The sequence below is a fragment of the Achromobacter veterisilvae genome (assembly GCF_900496975.1).
Lineage (GTDB): Bacteria > Pseudomonadota > Gammaproteobacteria > Burkholderiales > Burkholderiaceae_B > Achromobacter > Achromobacter veterisilvae.
The window spans coordinates 214,470-240,799 of sequence record NZ_UFQC01000005.1 but is presented as its reverse complement, the minus strand read 5'-3'; the positions used below and the strand labels follow the sequence as shown (position 1 = coordinate 240,799).

26 protein-coding genes and 2 riboswitches are annotated in these 26,330 nt (G+C 67.9%); of the genes, 13 read left to right on the top strand and 13 right to left on the bottom strand.

Annotation, left to right across the window (positions count from 1 at the left end):
• On the bottom strand, positions 1 to 718 hold a 718-nt coding region (locus AVE30378_RS06660), incomplete at its 3' end, for a DUF2242 domain-containing protein (RefSeq protein ID WP_129239979.1).
• A 396-nt stretch (positions 719 to 1,114) separates the two neighbouring features.
• Positions 1,115 to 1,206: riboswitch (glycine riboswitch) on the top strand.
• A gap of 1 nt (position 1,207) precedes the next feature.
• Positions 1,208 to 1,300: riboswitch (glycine riboswitch) on the top strand.
• A 45-nt stretch (positions 1,301 to 1,345) separates the two neighbouring features.
• Here AVE30378_RS06660 and AVE30378_RS06655 point away from each other — a divergent pair.
• Entirely contained in the window at positions 1,346 to 2,578 is a 1,233-nt protein-coding gene (locus AVE30378_RS06655; RefSeq protein ID WP_129239978.1) for a D-amino acid dehydrogenase, read from the top strand.
• Positions 2,579 to 2,590: 12 nt separating this feature from the next.
• On the opposite strand, the gene AVE30378_RS06650 is transcribed toward AVE30378_RS06655, so the two are convergent.
• The 3 genes from AVE30378_RS06650 to AVE30378_RS06640 form a co-directional block, all read right to left on the bottom strand.
• Complete coding sequence (locus AVE30378_RS06650; protein WP_129239977.1) at positions 2,591 to 3,904, bottom strand: metal-dependent hydrolase family protein; 1,314 nt, start codon at positions 3,902 to 3,904, stop codon at positions 2,591 to 2,593.
• Positions 3,905 to 3,969: 65 nt separating this feature from the next.
• Positions 3,970 to 4,752 (bottom strand): alpha/beta fold hydrolase, encoded by a 783-nt coding sequence (locus AVE30378_RS06645; protein WP_129239976.1) that lies wholly within the window; start codon positions 4,750 to 4,752, stop codon positions 3,970 to 3,972.
• Complete coding sequence (locus tag AVE30378_RS06640) at positions 4,749 to 5,627, bottom strand: fumarylacetoacetate hydrolase family protein (protein WP_129239975.1); 879 nt, start codon at positions 5,625 to 5,627, stop codon at positions 4,749 to 4,751. The genes AVE30378_RS06645 and AVE30378_RS06640 overlap by 4 nt, the downstream gene beginning before the upstream one ends.
• Positions 5,628 to 5,885: 258 nt before the next feature.
• Here AVE30378_RS06640 and AVE30378_RS06635 point away from each other — a divergent pair, with 258 nt between their 5' ends.
• A complete protein-coding gene (locus tag AVE30378_RS06635; protein ID WP_129239974.1) occupies positions 5,886 to 6,740 on the top strand; it encodes an AraC family transcriptional regulator in 855 nt (284 codons plus the stop codon).
• Between the two features lie 19 nt (positions 6,741 to 6,759).
• On the opposite strand, the gene nadB is transcribed toward AVE30378_RS06635, so the two are convergent.
• From nadB to AVE30378_RS06615, 4 genes are all read right to left on the bottom strand, one after another.
• Entirely contained in the window at positions 6,760 to 8,328 is a 1,569-nt protein-coding gene (gene nadB / locus AVE30378_RS06630; protein ID WP_129239973.1) for an L-aspartate oxidase, read from the bottom strand.
• A 33-nt stretch (positions 8,329 to 8,361) separates the two neighbouring features.
• The gene (gene nadA, locus AVE30378_RS06625) at positions 8,362 to 9,495 is read right to left on the bottom strand and encodes a quinolinate synthase NadA (RefSeq protein WP_129239972.1); all 1,134 of its coding nucleotides are present in this window, start codon (positions 9,493 to 9,495) and stop codon (positions 8,362 to 8,364) included.
• A gap of 132 nt (positions 9,496 to 9,627) precedes the next feature.
• Positions 9,628 to 10,452 (bottom strand): 2-keto-4-pentenoate hydratase, encoded by an 825-nt coding sequence (locus AVE30378_RS06620; protein ID WP_129239971.1) that lies wholly within the window; start codon positions 10,450 to 10,452, stop codon positions 9,628 to 9,630.
• On the bottom strand, positions 10,445 to 11,413 hold the full coding sequence (locus AVE30378_RS06615; RefSeq protein ID WP_129239970.1) for a Bug family tripartite tricarboxylate transporter substrate binding protein: 969 nt from the start codon (positions 11,411 to 11,413) through the stop codon (positions 10,445 to 10,447). Before AVE30378_RS06615 ends, AVE30378_RS06620 begins: the two co-directional genes overlap by 8 nt.
• Positions 11,414 to 11,589: 176 nt before the next feature.
• Between AVE30378_RS06615 and AVE30378_RS06610 the strand changes: the two genes are divergently transcribed.
• The 4 genes from AVE30378_RS06610 to AVE30378_RS06595 are packed head-to-tail and all read left to right on the top strand — an operon-like array spanning position 11,590 to position 14,463.
• Entirely contained in the window at positions 11,590 to 12,699 is a 1,110-nt protein-coding gene (locus AVE30378_RS06610; RefSeq protein ID WP_129239969.1) for a CaiB/BaiF CoA transferase family protein, read from the top strand.
• 4 nt (positions 12,700 to 12,703) lie between these two features.
• Complete coding sequence (locus tag AVE30378_RS06605; protein ID WP_129239968.1) at positions 12,704 to 13,156, top strand: VOC family protein; 453 nt, start codon at positions 12,704 to 12,706, stop codon at positions 13,154 to 13,156.
• Positions 13,153 to 13,551, top strand: coding sequence for a PaaI family thioesterase (locus AVE30378_RS06600; RefSeq protein WP_129239967.1), 399 nt, complete (start codon positions 13,153 to 13,155; stop codon positions 13,549 to 13,551). Before AVE30378_RS06605 ends, AVE30378_RS06600 begins: the two co-directional genes overlap by 4 nt.
• A 6-nt stretch (positions 13,552 to 13,557) precedes the next feature.
• Entirely contained in the window at positions 13,558 to 14,463 is a 906-nt protein-coding gene (locus AVE30378_RS06595; RefSeq protein ID WP_129239966.1) for a LysR substrate-binding domain-containing protein, read from the top strand.
• A gap of 14 nt (positions 14,464 to 14,477) precedes the next feature.
• On the opposite strand, the gene AVE30378_RS06590 is transcribed toward AVE30378_RS06595, so the two are convergent.
• From AVE30378_RS06590 to AVE30378_RS06575, 4 genes are read right to left on the bottom strand one after another with little or no spacing between them, the layout of a single operon-like run.
• On the bottom strand, positions 14,478 to 14,975 hold the full coding sequence (locus AVE30378_RS06590) for a transporter suffix domain-containing protein (RefSeq protein ID WP_129239965.1): 498 nt from the start codon (positions 14,973 to 14,975) through the stop codon (positions 14,478 to 14,480).
• A 13-nt stretch (positions 14,976 to 14,988) separates the two neighbouring features.
• On the bottom strand, positions 14,989 to 16,056 hold the full coding sequence (locus AVE30378_RS06585; protein WP_129239964.1) for a DUF2955 domain-containing protein: 1,068 nt from the start codon (positions 16,054 to 16,056) through the stop codon (positions 14,989 to 14,991).
• Positions 16,046 to 17,161 carry an HlyD family secretion protein gene (locus AVE30378_RS06580; protein WP_129239963.1) on the bottom strand — a complete coding sequence of 372 codons (1,116 nt, stop codon included), beginning with the start codon at positions 17,159 to 17,161 and terminating at the stop codon, positions 16,046 to 16,048. The genes AVE30378_RS06585 and AVE30378_RS06580 overlap by 11 nt, the downstream gene beginning before the upstream one ends.
• Positions 17,154 to 18,698, bottom strand: coding sequence for an efflux transporter outer membrane subunit (locus AVE30378_RS06575; protein ID WP_129239962.1), 1,545 nt, complete (start codon positions 18,696 to 18,698; stop codon positions 17,154 to 17,156). The genes AVE30378_RS06580 and AVE30378_RS06575 overlap by 8 nt, the downstream gene beginning before the upstream one ends.
• A 357-nt stretch (positions 18,699 to 19,055) precedes the next feature.
• Between AVE30378_RS06575 and ppk2 the strand changes: the two genes are divergently transcribed.
• The 4 genes from ppk2 (at position 19,056) to AVE30378_RS06555 (ending at position 21,628) form a co-directional block, all read left to right on the top strand.
• Positions 19,056 to 19,877, top strand: a complete 822-nt coding sequence (gene ppk2, locus AVE30378_RS06570; protein WP_129239961.1) for a polyphosphate kinase 2 — start codon at positions 19,056 to 19,058, stop codon at positions 19,875 to 19,877.
• A 51-nt stretch (positions 19,878 to 19,928) separates the two neighbouring features.
• Positions 19,929 to 20,183, top strand: coding sequence for an RNA-binding protein (locus tag AVE30378_RS06565; RefSeq protein WP_129239960.1), 255 nt, complete (start codon positions 19,929 to 19,931; stop codon positions 20,181 to 20,183).
• 165 nt (positions 20,184 to 20,348) lie between these two features.
• The gene (locus tag AVE30378_RS06560) at positions 20,349 to 21,077 is read left to right on the top strand and encodes a TerC family protein (RefSeq protein ID WP_129239959.1); all 729 of its coding nucleotides are present in this window, start codon (positions 20,349 to 20,351) and stop codon (positions 21,075 to 21,077) included.
• A gap of 104 nt (positions 21,078 to 21,181) precedes the next feature.
• Positions 21,182 to 21,628, top strand: a complete 447-nt coding sequence (locus AVE30378_RS06555; RefSeq protein WP_129239958.1) for an SRPBCC family protein — start codon at positions 21,182 to 21,184, stop codon at positions 21,626 to 21,628.
• A gap of 28 nt (positions 21,629 to 21,656) precedes the next feature.
• Here AVE30378_RS06555 and AVE30378_RS06550 read toward each other — a convergent pair whose 3' ends face one another.
• Positions 21,657 to 22,598 carry a LysR family transcriptional regulator gene (locus AVE30378_RS06550; RefSeq protein ID WP_129239957.1) on the bottom strand — a complete coding sequence of 314 codons (942 nt, stop codon included), beginning with the start codon at positions 22,596 to 22,598 and terminating at the stop codon, positions 21,657 to 21,659.
• Between the two features lie 183 nt (positions 22,599 to 22,781).
• Between AVE30378_RS06550 and AVE30378_RS06545 the strand changes: the two genes are divergently transcribed.
• The 3 genes from AVE30378_RS06545 to AVE30378_RS06535 are packed head-to-tail and all read left to right on the top strand — an operon-like array spanning position 22,782 to position 26,157.
• Positions 22,782 to 23,792 carry a Bug family tripartite tricarboxylate transporter substrate binding protein gene (locus AVE30378_RS06545; RefSeq protein WP_129239956.1) on the top strand — a complete coding sequence of 337 codons (1,011 nt, stop codon included), beginning with the start codon at positions 22,782 to 22,784 and terminating at the stop codon, positions 23,790 to 23,792.
• Between the two features lie 27 nt (positions 23,793 to 23,819).
• Complete coding sequence (locus AVE30378_RS06540; protein ID WP_129239955.1) at positions 23,820 to 25,535, top strand: N-acyl-D-amino-acid deacylase family protein; 1,716 nt, start codon at positions 23,820 to 23,822, stop codon at positions 25,533 to 25,535.
• A complete protein-coding gene (locus AVE30378_RS06535; protein WP_129239954.1) occupies positions 25,528 to 26,157 on the top strand; it encodes a malonic semialdehyde reductase in 630 nt (209 codons plus the stop codon). Before AVE30378_RS06540 ends, AVE30378_RS06535 begins: the two co-directional genes overlap by 8 nt.
• Positions 26,158 to 26,330: the final 173 nt, after the last annotated feature.

Here is a 26,330-nt window from a genome sequence, read left to right as displayed (position 1 = left end):
AGGGGTTCCTGTTTTCGCCGCCGTTGCCGGCGGATGACCTGGAAGAGTGGTTACGGGGGAGGCCGTAGGGGTTTGGCAAAGTATCGGCCGGCGCGTTCGGAGACACGGCGGGCTCGGCGGGCGCGGGCTTGGGCGGCGCCTTGGCGCGGGCCGGGTTCGCGGGCGCCGCCTGCGGCGCGGAGGCGGCCTGGGCGTCCGGCAGGAAGCGCTGCAACAGTTGGAAGAACCCGTCGTAGAACTGCGGGCGCGCCACCGTCTGGCTGGCCGTCTTCACCAGCGAGTCGTCGCTGGCGCCGAACGGCATGGACACCTGGCCCAGCACGCTCACGCCCACGCTGGCCGAGTTGGCGGTGCGCTTGATCGAGTAGCGGTCCTGCACCGCGTTGGCGAACACCGTCGCACGCTCGTTCGAGTTGCCGTCGGAGGCGCACTCGATATTGAAGCTGATCTGCGTGTGCTGGCCGTCTTCGCCCTGGAAGTTCTTATGTCCCGTCACCCGGGCGCCCTCGAACTTGTCGATGTTGTAGCCCTGGCTCAGCAGGGCGCGGCGGCCGGCGTCGCAGGCGGCGGCGCTGCCGGCGGGAACCGTCCGCGAATAGGTGTCGCTCTGGGCGAAGTTCTCTTTTTCGAATTCGGGTTTGGGGGATGAGCACCCTGCCAGGACGCCCGCCAGGACAGCCAGCAGCGCAACAGATGGACGGCGGATAACACGGGGCATGAATAAGGGTCCGGCTTGAAGCAACAAAAACGGGTTATAGCGCATCCCCGCCGGGATTCCTTTACCAGGAATGTGCAGTTCAACAGAGAGGTAACAGGGGAAATGGGGACGTGCTTTCCGCCATCCCCGCCCCGGAAACCGCCAATCAGGGCCTGGGCAGGCGCCTGAGCCAGCTATCCCATGAATCGATTCGCAGGGGGATGGAAAACGTCCGCTCGTAGCCGTGGCGCTTCCTGCTTTCGGCCAGATCGTCTATTCGTCCCGGCTGCCATAGACTTCGCCGAACAGCGCGCGCTTCAGCGCTTCGATGGAGTTGGTTACCGAAGGGTCCGTTGAAACTGGGACTAACCCTGGGTCTCATTCCGTGGAATTTTGGCTATTCTCTCCCAGTCGATCCAAAACCCCGCAGAAGAGACCTGCCCCCGCGGCGGGCGCCGACGGAGCAACCGCCCCGGAAACTCTCAGGCAAACAGGACTGCGCGGTCTAGACAATCTGGAGAGAGGCGCCGCGCGCGCCCACCGAAGGGGAACCCGCCGCCGTCCGCGCGAACGGGTGAAGCTCTCAGGTACAGAGACAGATGGGGTGCTGCGGCCGGGTGGCCGCGGCCACTCGACCCTGGAGCGACCATGCCCCGCATCGCCATCATCGGCGCCGGTATCACCGGCGTCACGTCCGCCTACGCCTTGAACAAACTGGGATACGACGTCACCGTTTACGACCGCCAGCGCTATCCCGCCATGGAAACGTCCTACGCCAACGGCGGCCAGTTGTCGGCCAGCAACGCCGAGGTCTGGAACAGCGTGTCCACCGTCATGAAGGGCCTGCGCTGGCTCGGGCGCCATAACGCGCCGCTGCTGCTCAACCCCAGGTTCAGTTGGCACAAGTATTCCTGGCTGGCCCAGTTCGTCGGGCAGATCCGGCACTACCGCCAGAACACCATCGCCACCACGCGCCTGGCCATCGAAGCGCGTCAGCACCTGTTCGCCATGGCCGAAGAGGAAGGCATAGACTTCGACCTGGAGCGCCGGGGCATCCTGCACATCTACCACGACGCCGCCAGCTTCGAAACCGCGCGCCGCGCCAACGCGCTGCTGCAGGAAGGCGGGCTGGAACGCTATACCGTGTCGGCCGAGGAAGCGCGCCGCATCGAGCCCGCGCTGCAGACCGACTGCCATGGCGGTTTCTACACCCCGTCGGACGCCACCGGCGACATCCACAAGTTCACCAGCGGCCTGGCCCGCGCCTGCGAACGCCGGGGCGTGCGCTTCGTGCAGGACGCCGAGGTCCGGGACATCGTCCATGAAGGCGGCGCCTATCTGCTGGACATCGCGGGCGAAGGCGGCGCGCGGCCCGGCCAGCGCGAATCCGCCGACGCCATCGTCATCTGCGCGGGCGCCGCGAGCCGGCAATTCGCCCAGCGGCTGGGCGACTCGCTCAATATCTATCCGGTCAAGGGCTATTCCATCAGCGTGCACCTGGACGACGCGGAAAGCCGCGCCGCCGCGCCCGGCGTGAGCCTGCTCGACGAAGCCGCCAAGATCGTCACCAGCCGGCTGGGCGACCGTTTCCGCGTCGCCGGCACGGCCGAATTCAACGGCTTCAACATGGACATCCGCGCCGAGCGGGTCCAGCCGCTGATCGACTGGACCCGCCAGCACTTCCCCGGCATCCGCACGTCGCGCGTGGTGCCCTGGTGCGGCCTGCGCCCGATGACGCCGAACATGATGCCGAGGGTCGGCCCCGGCAAGCGGCCGGGCGTGTTCTACAACACGGGCCACGGCCACCTGGGATGGACGCTTTCGGCGGCGACGGCGCAGTTGCTCGCGGCCAGCGTGAAGGAGGCCATGGCCGGGGCTTGATGGCCGCGGCGTTCAATGCGCCGCGACCGCCTCCCTGCTGCCCTGCCCGGCCGCGCGCGGCGCCGCGTCCGCGCCGCGCGGGCCGGCGTCCTTGCAGATCTTCCCGTCCTTCATCACCAGGCTGATCCGTTCCGGATCGGCCAGCAAGGACAAGTCGTCCAGCGGATTGCCGTCCACCATGACGATGTCCGCCAGGTAGCCGGGGCGCAGCATGCCTATTTCATCCGGCCGCAGCATGATCTGGCCGCCCAGCCGGGTGGCCGCCACCAGCGCTTCGGTGGGCGTCATGCCGATGTAGTCGACGAAGTACTGGAGGTCGGTGGCGTTGGTCCCATGCGGCATCCACGCGAAGCCATAGTCTCCGCCGGGCAGGATGCGGATGCCGCGCTTGTGCATTTTGCGCAGCGATTCCGAGGCGATCTCCAGTTCGCGCTTGTAGCCCATCTTTTCGGCGATGGCCGGTGTGATGCCGTAATCGGATGCATTGAAGGCCGTCCTGACCAGCCAGCCGATACCCGGCGCGACGAAGTGCCTGTCCTTGTTGGCCTCCAGCATATCGAGCGCCTCTTCGTCGGCGAAGCTGGCGTGATAGATGATCTCGATGCCGTGGCGCACGCACTGTTTGACCGATTCGCTGGAACGCGCGTGCGCCGCGACGCGCTTTCCATAGCGCCTGGCCTCGCTGGCCAGCATGGCGATCTCGTCCTCGGCGAACGGCGACATCTCGGCCGGCAACCCGGCGATGTACTCGCCCGACAGGTTGATTTTCAGATGATCGACCCCGTACTTGATGAACGTCCGCGCCGACCGCCGGATCTCTTCAGGGCCGCTGCACACACTGCCGAAGCTGAGGGCCTCGAACGGCATGTGCGGCAGCGTATTGTCGCCCAGCGCGCCGATTGTCGTGATCTCCTGGCTGCCCGCCAGATAGCGCGGCCCCGGGCACTCCCCCGCGTCGATCGCGTTGCGCAGCACCACGTCCAGGCGCGGTTTGGCCGCCGCGGCGCCGATGGCCGAGGTCCAGCCCATTTCCAGGTACCGCTTCGCCACGCGCACACACCACAGTATGTGTTCTTCCGGCGGCATGAATTGGATCGCGGAAAGCGAGGGCTGGTCATTCCACGAAAAATGCGTGTGCGCCTCGGTCATCCCGGGCATCAGGAAACGGCCCTGGCCGTCGATGACGCGCGCGCCTTCCCTTTCCACTTGGCGGGGCGAACGCGCGACCTCGGCGATGCGCGCATCTTCGATCAGCACCTCGCCTTTGAAGGGCGCCTCGCCGCCGCCATCGAAGACGGCGACGTTGGTGATGGCAATTCTGGACATGACAAGTCTCCTCCGGCCCGCGGCGCGGGCCGATTTCTTATGTTGAAACGCCGGGAAAACGGCAGCTAGCGCAGCGCCGCGTAGAACTCCCGCAAGGCCTCGACGCAGGCGTGGGGTTTTTCGTAGGTCGTCCAGTGGCCGCAATCTCCGAGGACGATCTGGCGGCTGCCGGGGATGCGGGTCGCCAGTGCCTCGACGTTGGCCGCGGGCGCCACGCCGTCCTGGTCGCCGGTCACCAGCAGCGCCGGAACGGCGAGTCCCTCCACGGCGGCGGGTTGCGCGGCGGCCAGCGCCTCGCAGCTCTGCGCATAGCCTTCGGGCGGCTGCCGCATCACGCTCTCGCGCACCAGCGCCAGCACCGCGGGCTGGTCCCGCTTGGTCTGGGCGCTGGTTGCCCCCTTGACGATGGCATCCGCTATTTCCTGCATCGCCGCGTCGCCGCCGCGGGCCAGCTCCGCCCGCCCCCGGATGCCGGCCCGGCCGGCGTCCGGCGGCGCCGCGAGCGGACCGAACAGCGCGAGCGACCTGACCCGGGCGGGATGCGCGACGGCGAAATGCTGGGCCACGATGGTGCCCAGCGAATGCGCGGCGACGTGCAGCGCGTCGACCTCCAGTTCATCGAGCATCCCGGCCAGCGCGCCGACGTACGCATCGATGGACAGCGCCTGCGGCGCCAGCGCCGACCGCGCGCTGCCCGGCAGGTCCGGGCGAATGACGCGGAAGCCCTCGAAGGCATCCATCACGGGCGTCCAGGTATTGGACGAACCGCCCAGGCCGTGTATGCACAGCAGCGCCGGCCCCTGGCCGTCGATCTCCACGGCCAGGCCGTTGACGTAGTGCGTGCTCATGTCCGTTCCTCGACAAAAGTGTTCTCGATCGTGCCCAGGCCGTCGATCTCCACGCGCACCACGTCGCCCGCGGCGAGATAGCGGGGAGGCTGCATGCCCATGCCGACGCCGGCAGGCGTGCCCGTCGCGATCACGTCGCCCGGATAGAGCGTGATGCCGCGCGAAATCGTTTCGATCAAGGACGGAATATCGAAGATCATGTTTTCCGTCGGCCCGTCCTGGCGCAGCTCGCCATTGACCCAGCAGCGCACGCGCGTGCGGGTCCCGTCGAATTCGTCCGCCGTGGCGATCCACGGCCCCATGGGGCAGAAGGTATCGAACGACTTCCCCATGTCCCACTGCTGGTGCCGCATCTGCACGTCCCGCGCGGTGACGTCGTTGACGACGGTGTAGCCGAAGACGTGGGCCAGGGCGTCGGCGCGCGCGATATTCTTTCCGCCTCTGCCGATCACGACCGCCAGCTCGGCCTCGTAGTCGATCCGGTCCGAGACGCCCGCGGGCAGCAGCACGTCGGCCCGCGGCCCCACCACGCACTCGGGCACTTTGGTGAAGACGATGGGCCAGGACTCGGGGTTCGCGTCGTTGTCCTTGAAGACCGAGGCCGAGAGTTCCTTCGCGTGGGCGTGGTAGTTCCGTCCCACGCACCACAGGTTGCGGCGCGGCCTGGGCAATGGCGCCAGCAGCGCCACTTCGGCGAGCGGCAGCGCCTCTCCCTTGCCGGGCAACGCCCGGCCCGCGGCGAGCAGGTCGATCACGGCCTGGGCTCCGGCTCGCCGTTGCTCCGCGTCCAGCGCCAGCGGCGCCACGGTCATGCCGTCGCCGGATACCAGGCCCACCTCCTGCCTTCCATTCACCATAAAGCTAGCAATGCGCAATGCTGTCTCCTTCTTCGTCCTGAACAAACCCCCGATACGCCGGCAGGTGATCGGGACTTTATCGGCGCGAGCGGCAACGTGCTTATCGCCGGGTCCGCGGACTTATCGCAGAGTCAGATCTTGTGCTAGGTGAATACACCTACGCCGGACAAGGGCGCAAACGCCCATAAAATTCTCGCAAGCGCCGCGCCCGCCCGAAGCACTCGCCGCCCCGCAGAAGCCCGCCTTCGCGAGGGGACGATACAAATGGAGACAGAGATGCAGGAGACTTATGCCTTGCACGAAGGCGCGTTCGGCCGCGCCGTCGTGCTGGAACTGCGCGACGACCTGATCGCGCATGCGCACGCTGAAGTGCAGCTCGCCCTCTGGCTGGGCGGCGCGCGCGTGGAAGGCCACGTCGGTCAGACACTGGTGCCCTACAGCGAACACCTTGCGCTGGGAACCAATACCTATGAATCGCACGATGCCCGGCTGCTGGACCGGTCGGGCCCCGCCATTTTCCTGGTGCTCTACATCGCCAAGCCCTGGCTGGACGAGCGCCGGGCCGCCACCGGCCGTCCCTTCCATTTCGCCGCGCCCGGCGTCCCCATCGACACCGCCGTGCGGCAGGGCTGCTGGCGCCTGCTGGACAAGATCGTCTCCCCGCACGAACACCCGGGCGCCGATCTCGACGCGGAGGTCGAGGCCCTGCTGCAAGCCGCCATCGAATCGTCCACCGGCCCCGGCCGGACGGACCGCCCCGTATCGGCGGCGCCCGCGCTGGACCGCAGGCTGCGCGCGGCCATCGCCTATATGCGCGAGCACGTCCACGAACCGATCGCGGTGGAAGACGTCGCGAGCCGGGTGGGATTGTCCCGCGGCCATTTCTTCGCGCTCTTCCGGGACCAGCTCAACACGACGCCGCAAGTGTTCTGGAGCGCCGTGCGCGTCGAGGAAGCCGTGCGCCTGCTGGCGCACCAGGAACAGCCGCTGACCTCGGTGGCGCTGGATCTGGGCTTTTCCACGCCGGGCAACTTTTCCCGTTTTTTCCGGGAACACATGGGCGTGTCGCCGTCCCGCTTCCGGCGCGCGGCCACCGGGCCCGCGCAGCACCTGCTGACCGGCGTCTCCTGAACCCGGCACGGGCCGGATGCTACGGCGCCGCGAAAGACGCCGCGCGGCCCTCGCGCGCTTCGCTCCACTCCCGGCGATCGCTGTTGAAATGCGCGCCACGGCTTTCACCGCGCTCGCTCGCCGCGCGCACGATCAGGTCGGCCACCAGCGCCAGGTTGCGCAGTTCCAGCAGGTCCAGGCTCAGGCCTTCGCGATGCAGCCGCGCGTCCATCTCGGCGCGCAGCGGCCCGACGAAAGCGGCCGCGCGCCGCAGCGCGGCGTCGCTGCGCACGACGCCGACGTCGCGGCTCATCAGTTGGCGCAGGTCTTGCCGCAGGCGCGCCAGGTCGGGGGATGCGGGCCGCGGCGCCGCGGCCGCGGGCCGCCCTTCCGCCGCGGCCCGGACTGGCGCCGCCGCAAGCCGCAGGATGTCCTGCGCCGCGGCGCGTCCCATCACGGCGCATTCCAGCAGGGAGTTGCTGGCCAGGCGGTTGGCGCCGTGCAATCCGGTGCACGCGGCCTCGCCGATCACGTACAGCCCCGGCAGGCCGCTGCATCCCGCGACGTCCGTGACGACGCCGCCGCAGGTGTAGTGCGCGGCGGGCGCGACGGGGATGGGCATGGCCGCGATGTCGATGCCCAGCGCCAGGCATCGCGCATGGATGGTGGGAAAGTGCGCTTGCAGGAAATCCCGCGGCTGGTGGCTGATGTCCAGGTGCACGCAGTCCAGGCCGTGGCGGGCCATCTCGGCCTGGATGGCGCGGGCGACGATGTCGCGCGGCGCCAGTTCGGCGCGCGGATCGTGCGCCGGCATGAAGCGGGCGCCGTCCGGCAGGCGCAGCAGGCCACCTTCGCCGCGCACGGCCTCGGAGATGAGGAAGCCGCCGGCTTGCGGATGATGCAGGCCCGTGGGATGGAACTGCGTGAATTCCATGTTGGCGACCTGGCACCCGGCGCGCCACGCCATGGCGATGCCGTCGCCCGTCGCGGCCGCCGGCGCGGTCGTCGTCCGGTACACCTGGCCGGCGCCGCCGGTGGCCAGCACCACATGGGCGGCGGCGGCATCGAACGCCCGCCCGCCGCGCACGTCCAGCAGGCGCACGCCGCGGCAGGCGGCCCCGGCGGTTCCGGGTTCGCCCGCCAGCAGCAGATCCACGGCGCAGTGATGCTCCAGCAGCACGATGCCGTCCCGCCCGCGCGCCCGGCTGCCCAGCGCGGCCACGATGGCGCTGCCGGTCGCGTCGGCCGCGTGCGCGATGCGGCGCAGTCCGTGGCCGCCCTCGCGCGTCAGGTGCAGGCCCTCGCGTCCGCCGGTGAACGCGACGCCGTGCTCTTGCAGCCATGCGATCGCGCCGCGGGCCCGGGCGATGATGTCCCGCGTGGCGGGCAGGTCGCACAGGCCGGCGCCGGCGACGAGCGTGTCGCGCACGTGCGCCTCCACGCTGTCGCCGTCCGCCAGCGGCGCGGCGATGCCGCCCTGGGCGCGGTTGCTGGCGCTGTCGGCCAGGGCGCCCTTGGACACCAGCGCCACCCGCCGCCGAGGCGCCAGTTCCAGCGCGGCGGCCAGGCCGGCCAGCCCGCTTCCGATGATGATGACGTCGAATTCCATGTGCCGGCTCTCCGGTAAGGGACGATGAGGACGCTACGCGGGGCCGACCCGCGCGAACAGCGCGGTGTCGCGGGCCAGGTCCCCGCTGGCCTGCACGCGGCGCTTGCGCCGTTCGGCGAAATCCAGCATGCGGTCGATCGGGGTCTTGGCCCGCAGGCCCAGCGATGGATCCAGGATGATTTCGTTGCGGCCGCCTTCGAGCGCTTCCGCCAGGTTGGTCAGGGCGTTCATGGCCATCCATGGGCAATGCGCGCAGCTTTTGCAGGTGGCGCTGTCGCCCGCCGTCGGCGCGGCCAGGAACGTCTTGCCCGGCGCCTGCGCCCGCATCTTGTGCAGGATGCCCTGGTCGGTCGCCACGATCAGGATCCCGGCGTCCAGCTTGCGCGCGGCGTCGATCAGTTGCGTGGTCGAGCCGACCACGTCCGCCTGCGCCAGCACCGCCGCGGGCGACTCGGGATGCGCCAGCACCCTGGCCTCGGGATGGTCGGCGCGCAACAGCTCCAGTTCGGTGCCCTTGAACTCGTCGTGCACGATGCAGGACCCCTGCCACAGCAGCATGTCGGCGCCGGTCCGGCCCTGGATGTAGCCGCCGAGATGGCGGTCGGGCGCCCACAGGATCTTTTCGCCGCGCGCATGCAGTTCGGCGATCACGTCCAGCGCGATGGACGACGTGACGACCCAGTCCGCCCGCGCCTTCACGGCCGCGCTGGTATTGGCGTAGACCACCACCGTCCGGTCGGGATGGGCATCGCACCAGGCGGCGAAATCGTCTGCCGGGCAACCCAGGTCCAGCGAACAGGTGGCGTCCAGGTCCGGCATCAGGATGCGCTTGTCCGGGCTGAGGATCTTGGCCGTCTCCCCCATGAAACGCACGCCCGCCACCACCAGCGTCCGCGCCGCGTGGTCCCGCCCGAAGCGCGCCATCTCCAGCGAGTCGCCGACGCAGCCGCCGGTCTCCTCGGCCAGCTCCTGCAACGCCGCATCCACGTAGTAATGGGCCACCAGCACGGCGCTTTCGCGCTCGAGCAGGGACCGCACCCGGGCCGAGACGGCGGCGCGCTCGGACGCGGGCAAGGGTTCCGGCACCTGGGCCCAGGCCCGGCCGACGGCGCAGCCCGCCGCCGCGGGCAGGTCGAATTCGATGGATCGTGGGGCGCGGACTTCCATGGGTGTCTCCGTCACTTATATACTCATTTTGAGCATTTATGGATCAAAAAAAGGGCACGATTTATGCTAGTGTTGAGCATAAGCCATGTCAATCCCTTTTTTCCCCAGGCGCCGGCACCCGGGGGCGCCGGGTCAGACCATATCCAGGACGACGCTTCCCACCCCGCCGAAATCCGCCATGTACCGGTCGCCGGCCCGGGCGGCCGCAAGGATATTGCAGGAACCAGAACTGATCACGTCGCCCGCCCGCAGGGGTACGCCGGCCGCGCGCAGGCGGTTGGCCAGCCAGTGGACCGAACGCAGAGGGTGCCCCATGACGTCGTTCGAGCTTCCTCGCCCCAGCCGTTGGCCGTTGCGCCACAACGTGACGTCGATGCCCTGGTCCAGGCGGGCGCGCCAGTCGGAAATCGCCGGGCCATGGATATACCGGCCCGACGCGAAGCCGTCGGCGTACACGTACCAGGCCGCGGGCAATGCCTTGCGCGGATAGCGGCATTCCGCCACCTCGATCCCGGCATGCACCGCATCGATCGCCTCCGCCACCTCGTCCTCGCCATAGACGCAGGCACGCGGCGGCAGGGGCTTTCCCAGGGTAAAAAAGAACTCGCACTCGATGACCGGGTCCAACAGTTCGTCGCGGCGCAGGACGGCCGGAGCGCGCTGATGGAAGCGGCGGAAGGTGGCGCCGCAGACGGGCCCCTGCGTGCGCAGTTTCCGCTGCAGCATGCGGTTCGTCGCGGCGATCTTCCAGCCTTGGCGTTCCCAGCCGACCGCCAGCGCGACGTCCAGCATCAGCCGGAACGCCTGTTCCTCATCGTCGATGGCGTAGATCGCTTCGACACCCTGCACCTGGCGGCCCTGCCGCCTGGCCTGTGCCAGCGTCCGCACGAGCTCGCCGCGCCGCGCCGAATCGGGCGGGGCGCCGGCGGCGCCCGGCGGGAGGACGGGATCAGTCAATTGCCGCACCCGTTTCCTGGATCAGTTTCTTCCAGGCCGCAGTCTCGGCGGCCATTTTCCTGCCCAGGGCCGCGCCGGATGGATCCTTGGGCAGCAGCAGGCCTCGCGACTCGAACTGCGAACGCACGCCCTTGTCCGCCAGCACCTCGCGCGACAACGTCTCTAGCCGCGCGCGAGCGTCTTCGGGAATGCCTTTGGGCGCAACCAGCGCGAAGAAGACGTTGACATCCATGTCCTTCATGCCTTGTTCCTGCAGCGTCTTCACGTCGGGCAACAGGTCCGAGCGGCTGGCCGAGGTCACCCCCAGCACCTTCAGCTTTCGCGCCTGGATATACGGAAAAGCCGTGTAGACATCCGTGAAGGTCATGGTGACCTGATCCCCCAGCAGCGCCTGCAATGCGGGCGCCGAACCCTTGTATGGAATGTGGGTCAAGGAAACGTCGGACGATTTCGCGAACAGCAGGCCCGCCAGATGCGTGGTGCCGCCGCTGCCGGCCGAGGCATACGTCGCGTTGTGCTGACGGCTATAGGCGATCAGTTCCTGGACCGACGAGACGGGAAGGTTTTCGCCGACCAGCACCGCGTTGGGCAGGCTGCCGAAATCGGCGATGGGTTCGAAGTCTTTCAGCGGATCGAACTTGAGATTGCGGTACAGGCCGGGATTGATCACCAGCACGGGCGACGAGCCGAACATGAGGGTGTAGCCGTCCTTGGGCGCCCGGGCGACATAATCGCCCGCGATGTTCCCGCTGGCGCCCGCCCGGTTCTCGACGATCACCGTTTGCCCGGCGAGCTCGCCCATCTTGTGGGCCACGGCGCGCGCCAGCAGATCGGCGGGGCCGCCGGGAGGATAAGGGACCACGAAGGTCAAGGCTCGCGCCGGATAGGGGGCATCGGCGTAAACCGCGGTGCAGGTGATTCCGGCCACGCAGCAAAGCAAGGCCATCAGCCTTTTTTTCATTTTCTGTCTCCTCACCAAAGATCGGTGATGCATTCTAGGCAGGCCCGCATTGGCCAACGATTCGATCTTCGAATGCAGCCATATGCAGTTCGTATCGAACGCGCGGGCGGCGCTCCTAGAATTCCGCAGAGCGATCGGCCTTACCGATTGCCTATCAACGACAGACAGGGAGCAGTATGGATTTACGCTTCGGGGCTCTGACCGGCATCAAGGTCGTCGACGCTTCTCGTGTACTGGGAGGCCCATATTGCGGGCAGATTCTTGGCGACCATGGCGCAGACGTCGTCAAGGTCGAAGGGCCCGCAGGCGACGATACGCGCCAATGGGGGCCTCCCGACCTGGGGCCGAATGCAGCGTATTTCGCCGGGGCCAACCGCAACAAGCGCAGCGTCGTCCTCGATCTCCGGCTTGCGGCTGAGCGGGAGCGTTTCATGGAAATGCTGTCGGAGGCCGACGTGCTGATCGAGAACTTCAAGCCGTCCACGCTGGAGAAGTGGGGATGGCGGACGGACGAATTTTCAGAACGGAATCCACGCCTGATTCACTGCCGCGTGTCCGGATTCGGCTCCGACGGTCCTTATGGCGGCCTGCCCGCCTATGACACGGCGATTCAAGCGCAGTGCGGCCTGATGAGCGTGAACGGAAGTCCCGAATCGGGACCGCTGCGCGTCGGACTCCCCGTCGTCGACATGACGACAGGCTTGAACGCGGCCATCGGCGTTCTGCTGGCGTTGCGAGCGCGGGAAATCACCGGACGCGGACAGTTCATCGAAACGACCCTGTACGCAAATGCGATTTCCATGCTGCACCCTCATGCCTCGAATTTTCTGGGCACGGGCACGTGCCCGATGCCCACTGGCAACGCCCATCCGAACATCTACCCTTACGACAGTTTCGACACGGCCACTGCCGGCGTTTATCTGGCCATAGGCAACGACGCGCAGTTCCGCACGCTGTGCCGGCACCTGGGACTGGACGGGGTGGCCGCCGATTCCCGCTATGCCACCAATCCCGCGAGGTCGGTCCATCGCCACCTGCTGCGGCCCATGCTGGAGGACGCGCTGCGGCCCGTGGACGGCCGGGTCCTGGTCGACAAGCTGGTGCGCGACGGAGTGCCCGCCGCCGTCATCGGCAGTGTCCAGGACGTACTGGAGGATCCGCAGACCAGCCATATGGGACTGCTCGTCGAGCTGGAGCCGGGCTACCGGGGCATTGCCTCGCCAATCCGCCTGTCCGGCACCCCGCCGACATACCGCCGCCCTCCTCCCCTTTTTCCAGAAACGTGACCCCATGACGGACAATCCCGAACCCTTGCGCTATCCCTATGGTTCTTCCAAGCGCTACCACCTGCACCATCCTCATGTGATCTGCGCGGACATCGACGTCACAGTCGCGTTCTACCGTCACTGGTTCGACGCGGAGGTGGCCTGGGACGGCGTGTTCGCCGGCACCCGGAATGTCTTCATGAAGATCGGCGTGGGCGCCATGCATCTCTACGAAAAACGAATCGACCCCGCGCCTCGCAACGCGGTGCACCACCTCGGGATCCAGGTCGCCGGCCTGCGCGACCTGTACGCGCGCATGGTCCACGCCGGCCTGCCTGTTCCCAAAGGTATCCGCGAATCGGACGGAGGCGGCTACTTCATGCTGGAGGCGCCGGACCGCGTGCTGCTGGAGATCTTCGAGCCCGGACCGCATCGCCCTCCCGAAGTCCTCGAGTATTACGGGTACGCACGATCATGAATCTGGACGACGGGGCTTTCTTCGGCATCCGGGCAGCGGTGGTGGATCTGTTCGACCTCAAGGCCCAGGAACTGTCCGACGACGCGGCCACGGCGATCCTGCCCTGGTCGGAACGCTTCCTGAACGCCGCGGGCACGGTAAGCGGGCCGGCCATCGTGGCCTTGCTCGACTTCACGCTGGCGGCGGCGGCCCGGGCGCACGATCCCTTGCATTGGCGGGTGGCCACCCTGGACCTGTCGACCAAATTCCTGAGACCGGCGCGATCGACGCTGCTCGCCGAGTGCCGCTGCGACTATCGGGGCGGACGCACCTGCTTCGCCAGCGGCGTGGTCTATGATTCCGACGGAGCCAAGGTCGCCATCGCGAATGGCGTTTTCATGCTGACCCAGACCTGATCCGCCATGCACAAGGAAGCCATAGAACTGCGTCACCTCCGGTACTTCGTAGCGCTGGCCGAGGAACTCAGCTTCAGCAGGGCCGCCGCGCGCTGCAACGTTTCGCAACCGCCATTCAGCGTCGCGATTCAGCAGCTCGAATCTTTCCTGGGCCAGAAGCTGATCGTGCGCAACAGCCGCAATGTCGAGCTTTCGGACGCCGGGCGAGCCTTTCATTTCCGGGCCCGCAACCTGCTCGCGCAGGCCTCCCAGTCCTTCGACGAGATGCGGGGCTTCGACGGCGCCTTGCGGCGCCGCTTGAACGTGGGCTTCCACGCATCGATGATCTACCGCGGCCTGGGTTCCCTCATGCAGGCGTTCCGCGCCGCGCATCCGGAAGTCCAGGTTTCCCTGCACGAGATGTCGACCATCCGCCAGCGCGACAGCATCCTGCGGGGAGACCTCGACATGGGGTTCGCGCACTCCCTGGTGCAACATGACAGCCCGCGCATAGGGTGCGTCAACCTGTTCCGCGAGCGGTTCCTGGTGTGCATGCCCATGTCGTACCGCGTACCGGAAGGTCCGGTGCGGATCGACCGTTTCCGCGACGAGAACTTCATTATCTTCAACCGGGAATCGTCACCGTTCTACTTCGACACCATCCTGTCGATCTGTTCCGAGGCCGGCTTCGTGCCGCGCATCGAGCATCAGGTCGGCCAATGGCTGACTGCCGTGTCGTTCGTCTCGACAGGAATGGGCATCGCGGTGGTGCCCGAGTGCCTGTCGCGCACGGGCACCCCGGGGGTGGCGTTCCGCCCTATCTCGACGGAGATCGCCTCGCACGTGCAGTGCATGTATACGCTCGGCGATAACGGCTCGCAGATCGCGCCCATGCTCGAACTGGTCCCCAAGCACATCCGCCCGCCCGCGTAGCCGGGGCGCCGCCGTTACACCGTGCGGACGAACAGCCCTCTCAGCTTGCTCCAGAAATCGCCGCCCAGCACGAAGAAGCTCGCGATCAGCATGATGTCCCCCAGGACCTGCAACTGCCACATGTCTGGCCTGAGGCCGGGCCACAGTTCATCGAGATAGGGTTCCAGCACCGAAGTCAGGATGGGGATGAAGAACATGACCAGGCCGATGGCGTGGCGGACCGGGCCTACCTTCTGCGCGGGCGCCAGCCGTTTGGCGTGCCCGAATACGATGGCCTTGAGCTGCTGGAAGCCTTCCTTGCCCATGACGGCGACGCAAGTCAGCAGCAACACTTTGTTGGCGATGAATATGGTGCCGGTCAGCGCGGCGATGCGCGAACCCGGCACGTCGATCGCGGCCGCAACCGGGATGAGGAACCATAGCGCGAAGGCCACGATGAAAAGTCCGATCCCGCACTTGAAGCGCCATCCTGTCTTGGGACTGGGTTGAAGCGTGTTCTCTGGCGATGACATGGCTGACTCCTCTTCAGGCGTCTGAGGGAGCCGGAGCGGAAAGCTCCGGCGGGCGCGGCGCGCGGCGCCGCGGTTCGAACAACTGCAGCATCAGGCAGGCATAGAGCGTGACGGCGATGAACAGCCCCATGCGCACGGCGAAGGCGGTGTAGACGTCCTTGCCCGCGACGCTGTCCTGCACCGATTGGCCAAGCAGGATGACGAGCGTCACCAGCGTGTTCAGCCAGAAGCTGGGCGGATGCCGCGTGGGGCTCAGCCGATATAGCCTGCGCGCCGCCAGCAGGCCGAACAGCAGCATCCACAGAAAGAACATCCACAAGCTGACGAACAGGCTCAAGGCGCACCAGAAGATCACGGCCAGCACGCCGCCCAGCAGCGTGGAGCCGAGCAGTTCGCGCGCCGCGCCATGCGCCGCCGTGACGCAACTCTGCCGTCCCAGGCTGACCGACTTCAGGATGATGGGCATGTAGCCCAGCGGGTCGGTCAGCGCCAGCAGGAAGGCAGGCATGACGACCAGCGCCGCGCGCAAGGCCATCCTGCCGGCCTCGCGCGCGGGCAGGACGGGCGCGGCGGGCGGCGCGAGCGCATCGGCGGGTTCGGGGAACAGCCAATGGCAGCAGCCCAGCACGGCGACGGCCACCAGCAGGCCCTTGGCCAGCGCTTCGACCGCCATGGCGGCCAGACGGAAATCGACGGTGCCGGCGGCGGAGATGATGGTCAGGCCGATCACCAGGAAAAGCGAGGCCAGACTGTTGCCGCCGCGCAGGCCGGCGCGAAAGGCCAGGAAGAGACACAGGCCGATGAGCAGCACGCCGGCCAGCGGGTAGTAGCGCAGCAGAGGACTGAGCAGCAGTCCGGTCGCCGTGGCGAACACCACGAGCAGGACCAGGGCCAGTCCGCTCTTGAGCGGCAAGGGGCGGTTCATCGAGGCCAACAGGAACACGCCGAGCACGGGCGCGACCATGGGAATGGGCAGGTCCAGGCCGAAGCCGATCGCCAGGCAGAGGGCCGTGCCGACGCCCAGGCGCAGGGCGCGCTGGCAGCGCGGATCGCGGTGGGAGGCCATGGCGTCAGTAGGCATAGGAAAGCCAGCTCATGAGGCGCAGGTACGCGCGCCCGAGCGGATTGAGCGGGTTGCCGGACGTGGGGAACGCCATGACCTCGGCCTGGCCGCCCACGCGCACGTCGCGCAGGCTGGGCAGGTCGTCGCGGTCGAATTCGACGATGACCGGAAAACGCTGGGCGGGGCGGAGCCAGTCGCGGCTGTTCTGCACCGTAGGCAGGCTGCCCGGCGGCGTGCCCGGGCCGACGTTGACGCCATATCCGACGCTGCGCACGCGGCCGTCGAAGATGCGCCCCGGCAGCGCGTCCAGGACGATGCCCACCGGCGTGCCCGGCTCGACGTGGCCGAGATTGTTCTCCGTCATCTCCGCGCTGATCCAGACGTCGTGGATGGAGATCAGCGTCATGACTGGATTGCCCGCGGCGGCGAACTGCCCGGCATCGGTGCGCAGGTCGGTGACCAGTCCCGCCGAGCGCGCGCGCACCTGGGTATTGGCGAGGTCCAGTTCGGCCTTCTGCACGGCGGCGGCGGCGCTGCGCAACTTGGCGTTGTCTTCGTCGCTGCCGCCCTCCTGTTCGCGCGCCCGCTGCACTTCGGCCCGCGCCGCGGCGACCTGGCTGATCGCCTGCTCCAGGCCGGCCCGGGCGATCTCGAGGCGGCGCAGCGAGATCGTGCCCCGGTCTTCGCGGTACAAACGTTCGAGCCGGCTGCTGTCCTGCCGCGCCTTCAGTTCATTCGCTTGCGCGGCGCGCAGCGAGGCCTTCGCCGAGTCGATGCCCGCCGTGCTGGCGCCGATCTGCCGGCGCATCGATTCGAGATCCGCGCGGGCGCGGTCGGCGGCGATCCGGTAGTGCTCCGGGTCCACGTCGAACAGCACCGCGCCGGCCTGCACGTCCTGGTTGTTGCGCACGTACACCTTGGTGACGCGTCCCGACACCTCCGAGGCCACGGGAATGACGAAGGCGTCCACCCGCGCCTGCTGGGTGTACGGGGTGTAGCGGTCGGCCAGCAGATACCAGCCAAGGCTCAGCACGATGAGCAGGACGACCCACCGCACTCCCCTCCTGGCGGGATCCGGATCGGGCGGCGCGGGCGCTGGGGAGGACGGCGGCGGTTTACTCATCGGACTGCACCTTTTGCGCGAGGGGCGCGGCGGCGGGGCTTTCCGGCCCGGACAGCAGGTCTCCCCAATCGGTGCGCCGCCGCATCTGTTCCCGGGTGGCCGGGTCGAGCACCGGTTCTTCGCTGTGCCAGCCGCCTCCCAGCGCCTTGTACAGGGCGATCAGGTCGCCCACCGCGCCGCCGCGGTTGGCCACGTAGGCGTCCTGCTGCGCGGCCAGCGAGCGCTGCGCGTCCAGCACTCGCTGGAAGTCGGAGTAGCCTTCGCGATAGAGCGCGTTGGCCAGCGTCAGCGATCGCTCCGCCGCCTGCGCGGACTGCCGCAGGATGCCGTCGCGCTCCAGGGCCTTGATCAAGCCGCTGGCCGCGTCGTCGGCCTCGCGCGCCGCCTGGCGCACCTCTTCCTGGTAGGCGACGATCAACTGCTGCAGCCGCGCGTCCTGGACGCGCACGTTGTTCTTCAGGCGGCCGTGGTCGAACACGTTCCAGCTAAGGCTGGGGCCGGCCAGCAAAGCCATGCCGCCCGACGTGCCCGCCAGCGAGGTGGCGGTCCAGGCGATGCTGCCCAGCAGGGTCAGGGAGGGATACAGGTCCGCTTCGGCCACGCCGATCTGCGCGGACTGCGCGGCGATGCGCAGTTCCGCCGCGCGGATATCGGGGCGGCGCAGCAGCAGGTTGGCGGGGACGTCCTGCAGGACGGCGCGGTCGACCAAGGGGATGACCGCCTCCTTCTCCGCCAATTGGGGGATGGGGCCCGGCGCGCGCCCGATCAGAACGGCGAGCGCATTGCCCGCCCGCATGATCTGGCTTTCGAATTCGGGAATGGAGCTCAGCGTGGCCAGATATTGCGTCTTCGCTTGCTGTAGGTCCAGTTCGTCGCTCTCGCCGCTGGCGTACAGCCGTTGCGTGATTTCGTAGCTGCGTTTCTGGATAGCCGCATTGGCGCGGGCGATCCGCAGCCGCGCCTCGGCGGTGCGCAGCGTGAAGTAAGTGTCGGCCACCTGGGCGTGCAGCAGCACTAGTACGTCTTCACGATTTGCCTGGGCCTCGAAATACGCCGCGTCGGCCGACTCGATGGCGCGGCTGAATCGTCCCCAGAAATCCAGCTCCCATCCGATGTCGAAACCCGCGCTGTACTGCCAGAAGCTGCCCGGCCGCGGATTGCCTTCAGCCGAACGCGAGGACCGGCGCATGTACAAGGCGTCGGCGCCGACCACCTGGACCTGCGGATAGCGGCCGCTGCGGGCGATGCCCAACTGGGCGCGGGCTTCCATGATGCGCAGGCCGGCGATCCGCAGCCCGCCGTTGCCGGCGTCGGCCTGGGCGATCAGGTATTCGAGGACCGGATCGTCGAAGATCCGCCACCACTGGCGGGCATCCGGCTGCATGGCCGCGCGGCTGGCTTGCTGGAGCGCCGGGGTGTTCCAGTCTTGCGTCCAGGCTTCGCGCTGGGGCTCGAAGTCGGGCCCGAGTTGCACGCAACCGCTGAGGCAGAGAACGCCGATCAGCGGCAGCCGATTCGAACAAGTCCGCAGCGACATCGGGTATCCGGTCGGTCGAGAGCCTAACCGCTACGGTCCAGGCCGCGTCCCGGCCATGGCCGGGCACGCCGCAAGGACGCCTGTGGACCCGGGCCGGCGCCATCCGGCAGGGACTGCCGGCCGCGCGCAAGCCCCGGGCGGTCGAAATCGAAAGAGGCCTGTTCTCCTTGGCGCAATGCCGCGGCTGCATGATGGAAGTCCCGTGCCAACCGATTCTATTGAGCTTTCCTGCTTCTCGCCAGAGGGGCTTGCGCGAAGCCCCCATGTACAACGCCGGCCGCTTGGCGCTACAGTCGGAATCACGCCACGACACGCAGGTTTCCCAAGATTCCCCGCAGTGCATTCTGGAGTGCCATCATGAACGCTCGGAAGAAGGCAGCAGGACAGGAAAAACAGCCGGCGCAAACCAAGCTGTCGGCCAAGGCATACGAAAAAGAACTGGCGCGCCTGCACGTCGAGCTGGTCAAGCTGCAGGAATGGGTAGTGCGGACAGGCGCCAAGGTCTGCATCCTGTTCGAAGGCCGCGACGGCGCGGGAAAAGGCGGCACGATCAAGGCGATCACGGAACGCGTGAGCCCCCGCGTGTTCCGCGTGATCGCCCTGCCCGCGCCGTCGGACCGCGAGAAAACACAGATGTACATGCAGCGTTATCTTCCGCACCTGCCCGCGGCCGGCGAGATCGTGATCTTCGATCGTAGCTGGTACAACCGCGCGGGGGTCGAGCGCGTGATGGGGTTCTGCACCAAGGAAGAGGCCAAGGTCTTCCTCCGGGCCGTTCCGCTCATGGAGCGCGCCATCATCGGTTCCGGGGTCCTGCTGCTGAAGTACTGGCTGGAAGTCAGCGAAGAGGAACAGGCCCGCCGGCTGCAGGCCCGGATCAACGACGAGCGCAAGGTCTGGAAACTCTCCAGGCTGGACCTGGATTCGTACAGCCGCTGGTACGACTACTCCCGCGCGCGCGACGATATGTTCCTGGCGTCCGACACCGACCTGTCGCCGTGGTACGTGGCGCAGTCCGACGACAAGAAGCGGGTGCGCCTGAACATCATCAGCCATCTGCTCGCGAGCATTCCATACGAGCCCCTGCCCCGTGCCAAGGTCAAGCTGCCGAAACGGCAGAAGGCGGGGGATTACCGCGAGCCCAACCGTCCGCTGCGGCACGTTCCCGAGCTGTTCTGAACGGAACCGCGCGCGCCATGGCCTGGCCGTCATTACCTAGGAGATACGATCATGGCTGAACTACTCATCAACCATGTGGAGGAAAGCACCACCGACGAAGAGATCAGGAGCTTCCTCATCAAGTACGGCTTTCCTTCGTTCGACCGCATCGAACGCGTTCCCGGCACCGGCGAGCGCCCGGCCGTCCTGGTGGTCTTCCACGATTGCAGCGCCGCGGCGCTGCGCACCCTGCTGCCCCGCATCCATCAGGTCTTCTGGAAGAACCACACGATTTCGGCGCTGGTCATGCGGGACCCGATACCCTGAAGCCGCGCGGCGTCCGCGCCGCCTCCATAACCATGAACGCAGCGCCAGTACTCGCGGGTCCGGCGCCCGCCCTGCCTAGAATGAAAAGAAAACGCGCGGGGCAGACGCCGCCTGGACAGGCCGCGCAACGCGTTGCGCTTCCTTGTTCTTTTCGGCGGGATACCTATGCTCGAAGCCATCGAGACGTTCCATTGGGGCGCCATATTCCAGATCGTCCTCATCGACATCCTGCTTGGCGGCGATAACGCCGTCGTGATCGCGCTGGCCTGCCGCAATCTGCCGGCCCGGCAGCGGATCCGCGGCATACTCTGGGGCACCGCGGGCGCGGTCCTGCTCCGGGTGCTGCTGATCGCCTTCGCGCTCGTGCTCCTGGACATCCCTTTCCTGAAGGCCCTGGGCTGCCTCCTGCTGGTATGGATCGGCATCAAGCTGCTGGCGCCGGAAGAAGACGCGCATGGCAACGTCGCCGGAGGCGCCACCGTGCTGTCGGCCATCAAGACCATCATCCTGGCCGATTTCGCGATGAGCCTGGACAACGTCATCGCCATCGCGGGCGCCGCCCAGAACACCCAGTCCGACCACCAGCTTTATTACGTCATCTTCGGCCTGTGCGTGAGCGTGCCCATCATCGTGTGGGGCAGCACCCTGGTCCTGAAGCTGATCGACCGCTTCCCCGTGGCCGTCACGTTCGGCGCGGGGCTGCTGGGCTGGATCGCGGGCGGCATGCTGATCACCGACATCTTCATCGTCGAGCGCTGGGGCCAGCCCGCCCCCATGCTCAAGATGGGCGTCGAACTGGCGGGCGCCCTGCTGGTCATCGCCGCGGGCAAGTGGCTGGCGGCGCGCCGGCGGCGCAACCGCCCGGCCGATGGGGAGCCGGCGTCGACTTCGTAACGGGATGTGCATATCGAGGGTTTTCCCCGAGACCGGGCGTGTCGATTTCCGGTCCACTGGTACGTCGTGTCAGTACGCACAACTTCCCGAAAGGCGGACTCACCATGACTACCGGCACTGTCAATCTCCATCGCGTCATGCGCGCGGCGCCCGAGCGCATCTACCGGGCATTCCTGGAACCCGACGCGATCGCGCGCTGGCTTCCTCCCTATGGCTACACCTGCCTGGTCCATCAACTGGATGCCAAGGTCGGCGGCCTGCACAAGATGTCGTTCCGCAACTTCGGCACCGGCCACAGCCACGACTTCGGCGGCGAATACCTGGAACTCGTCCCGAACGAGAAAATCCGCTATTCGGACCAGTTCGACGATCCGGGCCTGCCCGGCCAGATGCAGACGACCATCACCTTGCGGCAGGTCTCCTGCGGAACGGAAATCAGCATCCGGCAGGAAGGCATCCCCGAGACGATTCCCGCCGAGATGTGCTACCTGGGCTGGCAGGATTCGCTGGAACAATTGAAGCGCCTGGTCGAACCCGAGATCCCGGACTGAACACGCGGCATGCCTGCGGGACGGGACGCTAGCGCCGGCGCGGCTTCTTCGCGGGCGCGGCCGCCCCGGCCAGCAGTTCCTGCACCAGTTCGATCACGCGCTCGGCGGTCGGCGACAGCGTGCGGCGGGCCCGGTGGATGATGCTGTGGGTGAGCGGGCCGGTGGCCGGATACGCCAGCGGCAGCGGCACGAGCAGGCCCTGCGCCAGTTCGGCCGCGATGGCCTCGCGCGTGCAGAAGAGCACGACGTCGCTGCCCAGGGCCACGTCCCGCAGCGCGGCGACGCTGTCGCATTCGAAGGCGATGGGCAATTCGTCGTGCCGCGCCACCTGGTAGAGGCGGGCCAGGTATTCGCGCGCCCGCGGCGGCAGGTCGGTGGCGGCCAGGCGGTATTGCCCGAGCGCGGCGCGCAGCCTGGGTTTGGCCACGCCCTGCAGCGGATGGCCAGCGCGCGTGAACAGGCCGCCATGCTGGGGCGGCAGGGGCCGGACCGCGAAGTCGTCCGGCGGCGGCAGGCTGTGGGTGACCGCCACCGCGAAATCCAGCTTGTCCTGCAGCAGCTTGTCCAGCAGGCGCTGCCAGCTCTCCACTTCCACGTGCACGCTCAACCCCGGATGCTCGCGCGCGATGCGCACCAGCAGCGGCGACAGGAACCCGGCCGCCGGAAACACGCCTACCCCCAGGTTCACGCGGCCGGTGTCATGGCCTCGGATCAGTTCGGCCTCGCGGCGCAGGTCGCGGGTTTCCCCCAGGATGCGCTGCGCGCGCTCCAGCACCGTGCGCCCGGCCTGCGTGGGCGCGACGCCGGTGGACGCCCGGTCGACCAGCACCAGGCCCAGAGAGTCTTCCAGCGCCTGGATGCTGCGCGTCAGCGCGGACTGCGTCAGGTGCAGCCGCTGCGCCGCGCGCGAAAAGTGTTTTTCCTCCACGAGCACCGCGAAGTGCTGGAGCGACCGGATCGAGAGGCTCATGCATTTTTCTCATCAAGATTCGGCTAAATATGCATTTGATTCCGATCAATGGCAAGACTAAAACAGCTTGCCAGGACGGGAAATTCCTCCGCCGCGCAGGTTGCGCGGCAAGAAAAACACCGCCCGATGGCGCACCCCGACCAGAGCAATGCGCGACATTGCCTACCCCCAGGAGGAGACAACATGGACCGCAAGTCGTTTTTAAGGTTGTTGGGCAAAGGCGGGGCTGCGATGCTGGGCGCCCTGGCCTGTCTTTCGGCGGGCGCCGCGCCCGCCACGCAGGCCCCGCCGTGGCCCGGCGGCGGCAAGCCCATCCGGATGGTGGTGCCGTTTCCGGCCGGGTCCGGTTCGGACGCGCTGGCGCGCATGCTGGCGATGAAGGTCACGCAGCGGACCGGCGCCCCGGTGATCGTGGACAACAAGCCTGGCGCGGGCACCATGATCGGCGCGCAGGAAGTGGCGCGCGCCAACCCCGACGGCTACACCCTGCTCTACACCATCGTCGTCACGCACACCCAGAACCCGCATCTCTACAAGAAACTGCCGTACGACCCGGTCAAGGACTTCACGCCCGTCCTGCAGGTGGTGCGCTCGGCGACGGTGCTGGTCGCCAACAAGGACGCGCCCTTCTCGACGACGGCCGAAATGATCGACTACGCCCGGGCGAATCCCGGCAAGCTGAACTTCGCCTCGTACAGCCTGGGCTCCACCTCCCATCTCAATGGCGAGATCCTGAAGCAGCAGACCGGCATCGACATCGTGCATGTGCCGTACAAGGGCACGGCCGACGCCAGCCGCGCGCTGCTGGCCGGCGAGGTGCAGGTCTACTTCGACGGCACGGCGACCGCCGTGGAGAACGCGCGCGCCGGCAAGGTCAAGCTGCTGGGCCCCGCCACCGACCGCCGCCTGAGCGTGCTGCCGGACCTGCCCACCCTGAAGGAACAGGGCATCGCCGGCCTGGACATCGTCGGCTGGCAAGGCATTTTCGGGCCCGGCGACATGCCGCCCGCGCTGGCCGAGCGCGTGGCCCAGGTGTTCCGCGAAGCGCTGGACACCCCGGAGGTGACGCAGAGCATCGTGTCGCAAGGCAACGAAGTCAGCGGCGCGGGGCCGAAGGAGTTCTCGCAGATCGTCCGGAAGGACAGCGATCGCTGGGGCGCCGTGATCCGGCGCATCGGCCTGGTCCTCCAGTAATCCCGCGCGAGTTCAAAGGAGAGCGCAATGCATGATCTGGTCATACGCGGCGGCACGATCGTCGATGGTTCGGGCCAGCCCCGCCACACGGGCGACCTCGCCATCGACGGCGGCCGCGTCGTCCAGGCGGAAGGCAAGGCCGGCGCCGCCCGGCGCGAGATCCGGGCCGACGGCTGCCTGGTGGCGCCGGGCTGGGTGGACATCCATACCCACTACGACGGCCAGGCCACCTGGGATCCCTACCTCAGCCCGTCAACCTGGCATGGCGTCACCACGGCCATCATGGGCAATTGCGGCGTGGGCTTCGCCCCCGTGAAGCCCGACCGCCGCGACTGGCTCATCAAGGTCATGGAGGGGGTGGAGGACATTCCCGGCTCGGTGCTGTCCGAGGGCATCCAGTGGGATTGGGAGACCTTCCCCGAATACCTCGACGCGCTGGACCGCCGCCCCAAGGCGCTGGACGTGGGCGCGCAGATCCCGCACAGCGCCGTGCGCGCCTATGTGATGGGCGAACGCGCCATCCACCACGACGAAGCCTCGCCCGCCGACCTGATCGCCATGCGCGAGGTGGTGCGCGAAGCGCTGCTCGCCGGGGCGGTCGGATTCTCCACGTCCCGCACGTTCCTGCACAAGTACGACGACCGCAAGTATCCGCCCGGCACCTTCGCCACCGGCGAGGAAATCACCGCGCTCGGATCGGTCATGGGCGAGGTGGGCCACGGCGTATTCCAGATGACGGCGAACCATCCCGCCATGGAGGGCGAAATGCCCTGGCTGGAACAACTGGCCCGCCACAACCGCCTGCCCGTGCTCTTCAACCTGCAGCAGACCGACGCCGCGCCCGACGTCTGGAAGCAGATCGTGCTGAACCTGGACCGCGCGCACCAGGAGGGGGTGCCGCTGCTGGCGGGCATCAGCGGACGGCCGCTGGGCATTCTCTTTTCCTGGCAGAGTTCCCTGCACCCGTTCATCGCGCACCCGAGCTACCAGGCCCTGCACGCCCTGCCCTTGCCGGAAAAGCTGGCCCGGCTGCGCGATCCCGAAACGCGCCGCCGCATCATGAACGAACAGCGCGGCCTGCTCGACCGCCGCGCCGAAACGCTGTTCAGCAGCTTCCACAAAATCTACCGCCTGGGCAGCGATCCCGACTACGAGCCGCTGCCCGAGGAAAGCGTGGCCGCCATGGCGCGGCGCAGCGGCCGCCCGCCGCTGGAAATCGTCTACGACCTCATGCTGGAGAACGATGGCCAGGCCATCCTCTACTACCCGTCGTTCAACTATTCGTACGAGAACCTGGACCATCTGCACCAGTTGATGCAGCACCCCAATACGGTGAACAGCCTTTCCGACGGCGGCGCGCACTGCGGCTACATCTGCGACGTCAGCATGCCGACGTTCATGCTCAGCCACTGGACCCGCGACCGCCGCCGCGGCCCGCTGCTGGACCTGGAGCACGTGGTCAAGCGCCAGACGCGCGACACCGCCAGCGTCTACGGGCTGCTGGACCGCGGCCTGCTGCGCCCGGGCTACAAGGCCGACGTCAACGTCATCGACCCCGGCGCGGTGAAAGTGCATTGCCCCGAAATGGTGTTCGACCTGCCGGGCGGCGGCCGCCGCCTCATCCAGCGCGCCGATGGCTACCTGGCCACGCTGGTCGACGGGCTTCCCATCTTCGAGGACGGCGCGGCCACCGGCGAACTGCCCGGCAAGCTCCTGCGCGGCGCGAGGCGGCAGGATGCCTGACGGTCGCAACGCGCCGGACGGCGCCCTCTGGTCCAGTCCCTTGGCCGGGGCCTGCCTCGACCGCCTGTTCCTCCAGGCCAGGACCACGCGCGCCTGGCAGGAACGCCCCGTGGCGCCGGCCCTGCTGCGCGAGCTGTACCGGCTCATGGGCATGGGCCCGACCTCGGCCAACTGCCAACCCGCCAGGATCGTGTTCGTGCAGAGCGCGGCCGGGAAAGCGGAGCTGCTGCCGCTGCTGGACGCGGGCAACCGCGAGCAGACGCGGCTGGCGCCGGTCACCGCCGTGCTCGCCTGCGACCTGCATTTCCATGAGCGGCTGGACTTCCTCTATCCGCACCAGCCGCAGGCCCGCGGCTGGTTCACCGGCAGCCCGGCCTCCACGCGCGATGCCGCGCTGCGCAACGCCAGCCTGCAGCACGGCTATTTCATCATCGCCGCCCGCGCGCTGGGCCTGGATTGCGGCCCCATGGGAGGCTTCGACGCGGACGCCGTAACGCGGCGCTACTTCCCCGGCGGACGCGCGGAGGTCAGCTTCCTCTGCAACCTGGGGTATGCCGCCGCCGCGCCCTTGCGCGGCAGGCTGCCGCGGCTGCCGTTCGACGAGGCCTGCGCTATGGCCTGAGGCCCGGTTGCCGCCTGGGGGCAGCCGATGCGGCATGGGAGTTCCTCCATCCGGCCCCATCCAGGCGGCCGATGGACGAACGGCGAAATATGCCCCACCCTGGCGGGCAGGAAGAAATAGACATGTTCGCGTCTCGATTCTCACAGCGGCGCGGCAAGCGCGCCGGGACGCGC

Bases quoted from the DNA above. Each gene is read 5' to 3' on its own strand.
- AVE30378_RS06655 (WP_129239978.1), top strand. From the start codon at position 1,346: ATGCCCCGCATCGCCATCATCGGCGCCGGTATCACCGGCGTCACGTCC.
- AVE30378_RS06650 (WP_129239977.1), bottom strand. From the start codon at position 3,904: ATGTCCAGAATTGCCATCACCAACGTCGCCGTCTTCGATGGCGGCGGC.
- AVE30378_RS06645 (WP_129239976.1), bottom strand. From the start codon at position 4,752: ATGAGCACGCACTACGTCAACGGCCTGGCCGTGGAGATCGACGGCCAG.
- AVE30378_RS06635 (WP_129239974.1), top strand. From the start codon at position 5,886: ATGCAGGAGACTTATGCCTTGCACGAAGGCGCGTTCGGCCGCGCCGTC.
- nadB (WP_129239973.1), bottom strand. From the start codon at position 8,328: ATGGAATTCGACGTCATCATCATCGGAAGCGGGCTGGCCGGCCTGGCC.
- nadA (WP_129239972.1), bottom strand. From the start codon at position 9,495: ATGGAAGTCCGCGCCCCACGATCCATCGAATTCGACCTGCCCGCGGCG.
- AVE30378_RS06615 (WP_129239970.1), bottom strand. From the start codon at position 11,413: ATGAAAAAAAGGCTGATGGCCTTGCTTTGCTGCGTGGCCGGAATCACC.
- AVE30378_RS06610 (WP_129239969.1), top strand. From the start codon at position 11,590: ATGGATTTACGCTTCGGGGCTCTGACCGGCATCAAGGTCGTCGACGCT.
- AVE30378_RS06605 (WP_129239968.1), top strand. From the start codon at position 12,704: ATGACGGACAATCCCGAACCCTTGCGCTATCCCTATGGTTCTTCCAAG.
- AVE30378_RS06600 (WP_129239967.1), top strand. From the start codon at position 13,153: ATGAATCTGGACGACGGGGCTTTCTTCGGCATCCGGGCAGCGGTGGTG.
- AVE30378_RS06595 (WP_129239966.1), top strand. From the start codon at position 13,558: ATGCACAAGGAAGCCATAGAACTGCGTCACCTCCGGTACTTCGTAGCG.
- AVE30378_RS06590 (WP_129239965.1), bottom strand. From the start codon at position 14,975: ATGTCATCGCCAGAGAACACGCTTCAACCCAGTCCCAAGACAGGATGG.
- AVE30378_RS06585 (WP_129239964.1), bottom strand. From the start codon at position 16,056: ATGCCTACTGACGCCATGGCCTCCCACCGCGATCCGCGCTGCCAGCGC.
- AVE30378_RS06580 (WP_129239963.1), bottom strand. From the start codon at position 17,161: ATGAGTAAACCGCCGCCGTCCTCCCCAGCGCCCGCGCCGCCCGATCCG.
- AVE30378_RS06575 (WP_129239962.1), bottom strand. From the start codon at position 18,698: ATGTCGCTGCGGACTTGTTCGAATCGGCTGCCGCTGATCGGCGTTCTC.
- ppk2 (WP_129239961.1), top strand. From the start codon at position 19,056: ATGAACGCTCGGAAGAAGGCAGCAGGACAGGAAAAACAGCCGGCGCAA.
- AVE30378_RS06565 (WP_129239960.1), top strand. From the start codon at position 19,929: ATGGCTGAACTACTCATCAACCATGTGGAGGAAAGCACCACCGACGAA.
- AVE30378_RS06560 (WP_129239959.1), top strand. From the start codon at position 20,349: ATGCTCGAAGCCATCGAGACGTTCCATTGGGGCGCCATATTCCAGATC.
- AVE30378_RS06555 (WP_129239958.1), top strand. From the start codon at position 21,182: ATGACTACCGGCACTGTCAATCTCCATCGCGTCATGCGCGCGGCGCCC.
- AVE30378_RS06550 (WP_129239957.1), bottom strand. From the start codon at position 22,598: ATGAGCCTCTCGATCCGGTCGCTCCAGCACTTCGCGGTGCTCGTGGAG.
- AVE30378_RS06545 (WP_129239956.1), top strand. From the start codon at position 22,782: ATGGACCGCAAGTCGTTTTTAAGGTTGTTGGGCAAAGGCGGGGCTGCG.
- AVE30378_RS06540 (WP_129239955.1), top strand. From the start codon at position 23,820: ATGCATGATCTGGTCATACGCGGCGGCACGATCGTCGATGGTTCGGGC.
- AVE30378_RS06535 (WP_129239954.1), top strand. From the start codon at position 25,528: ATGCCTGACGGTCGCAACGCGCCGGACGGCGCCCTCTGGTCCAGTCCC.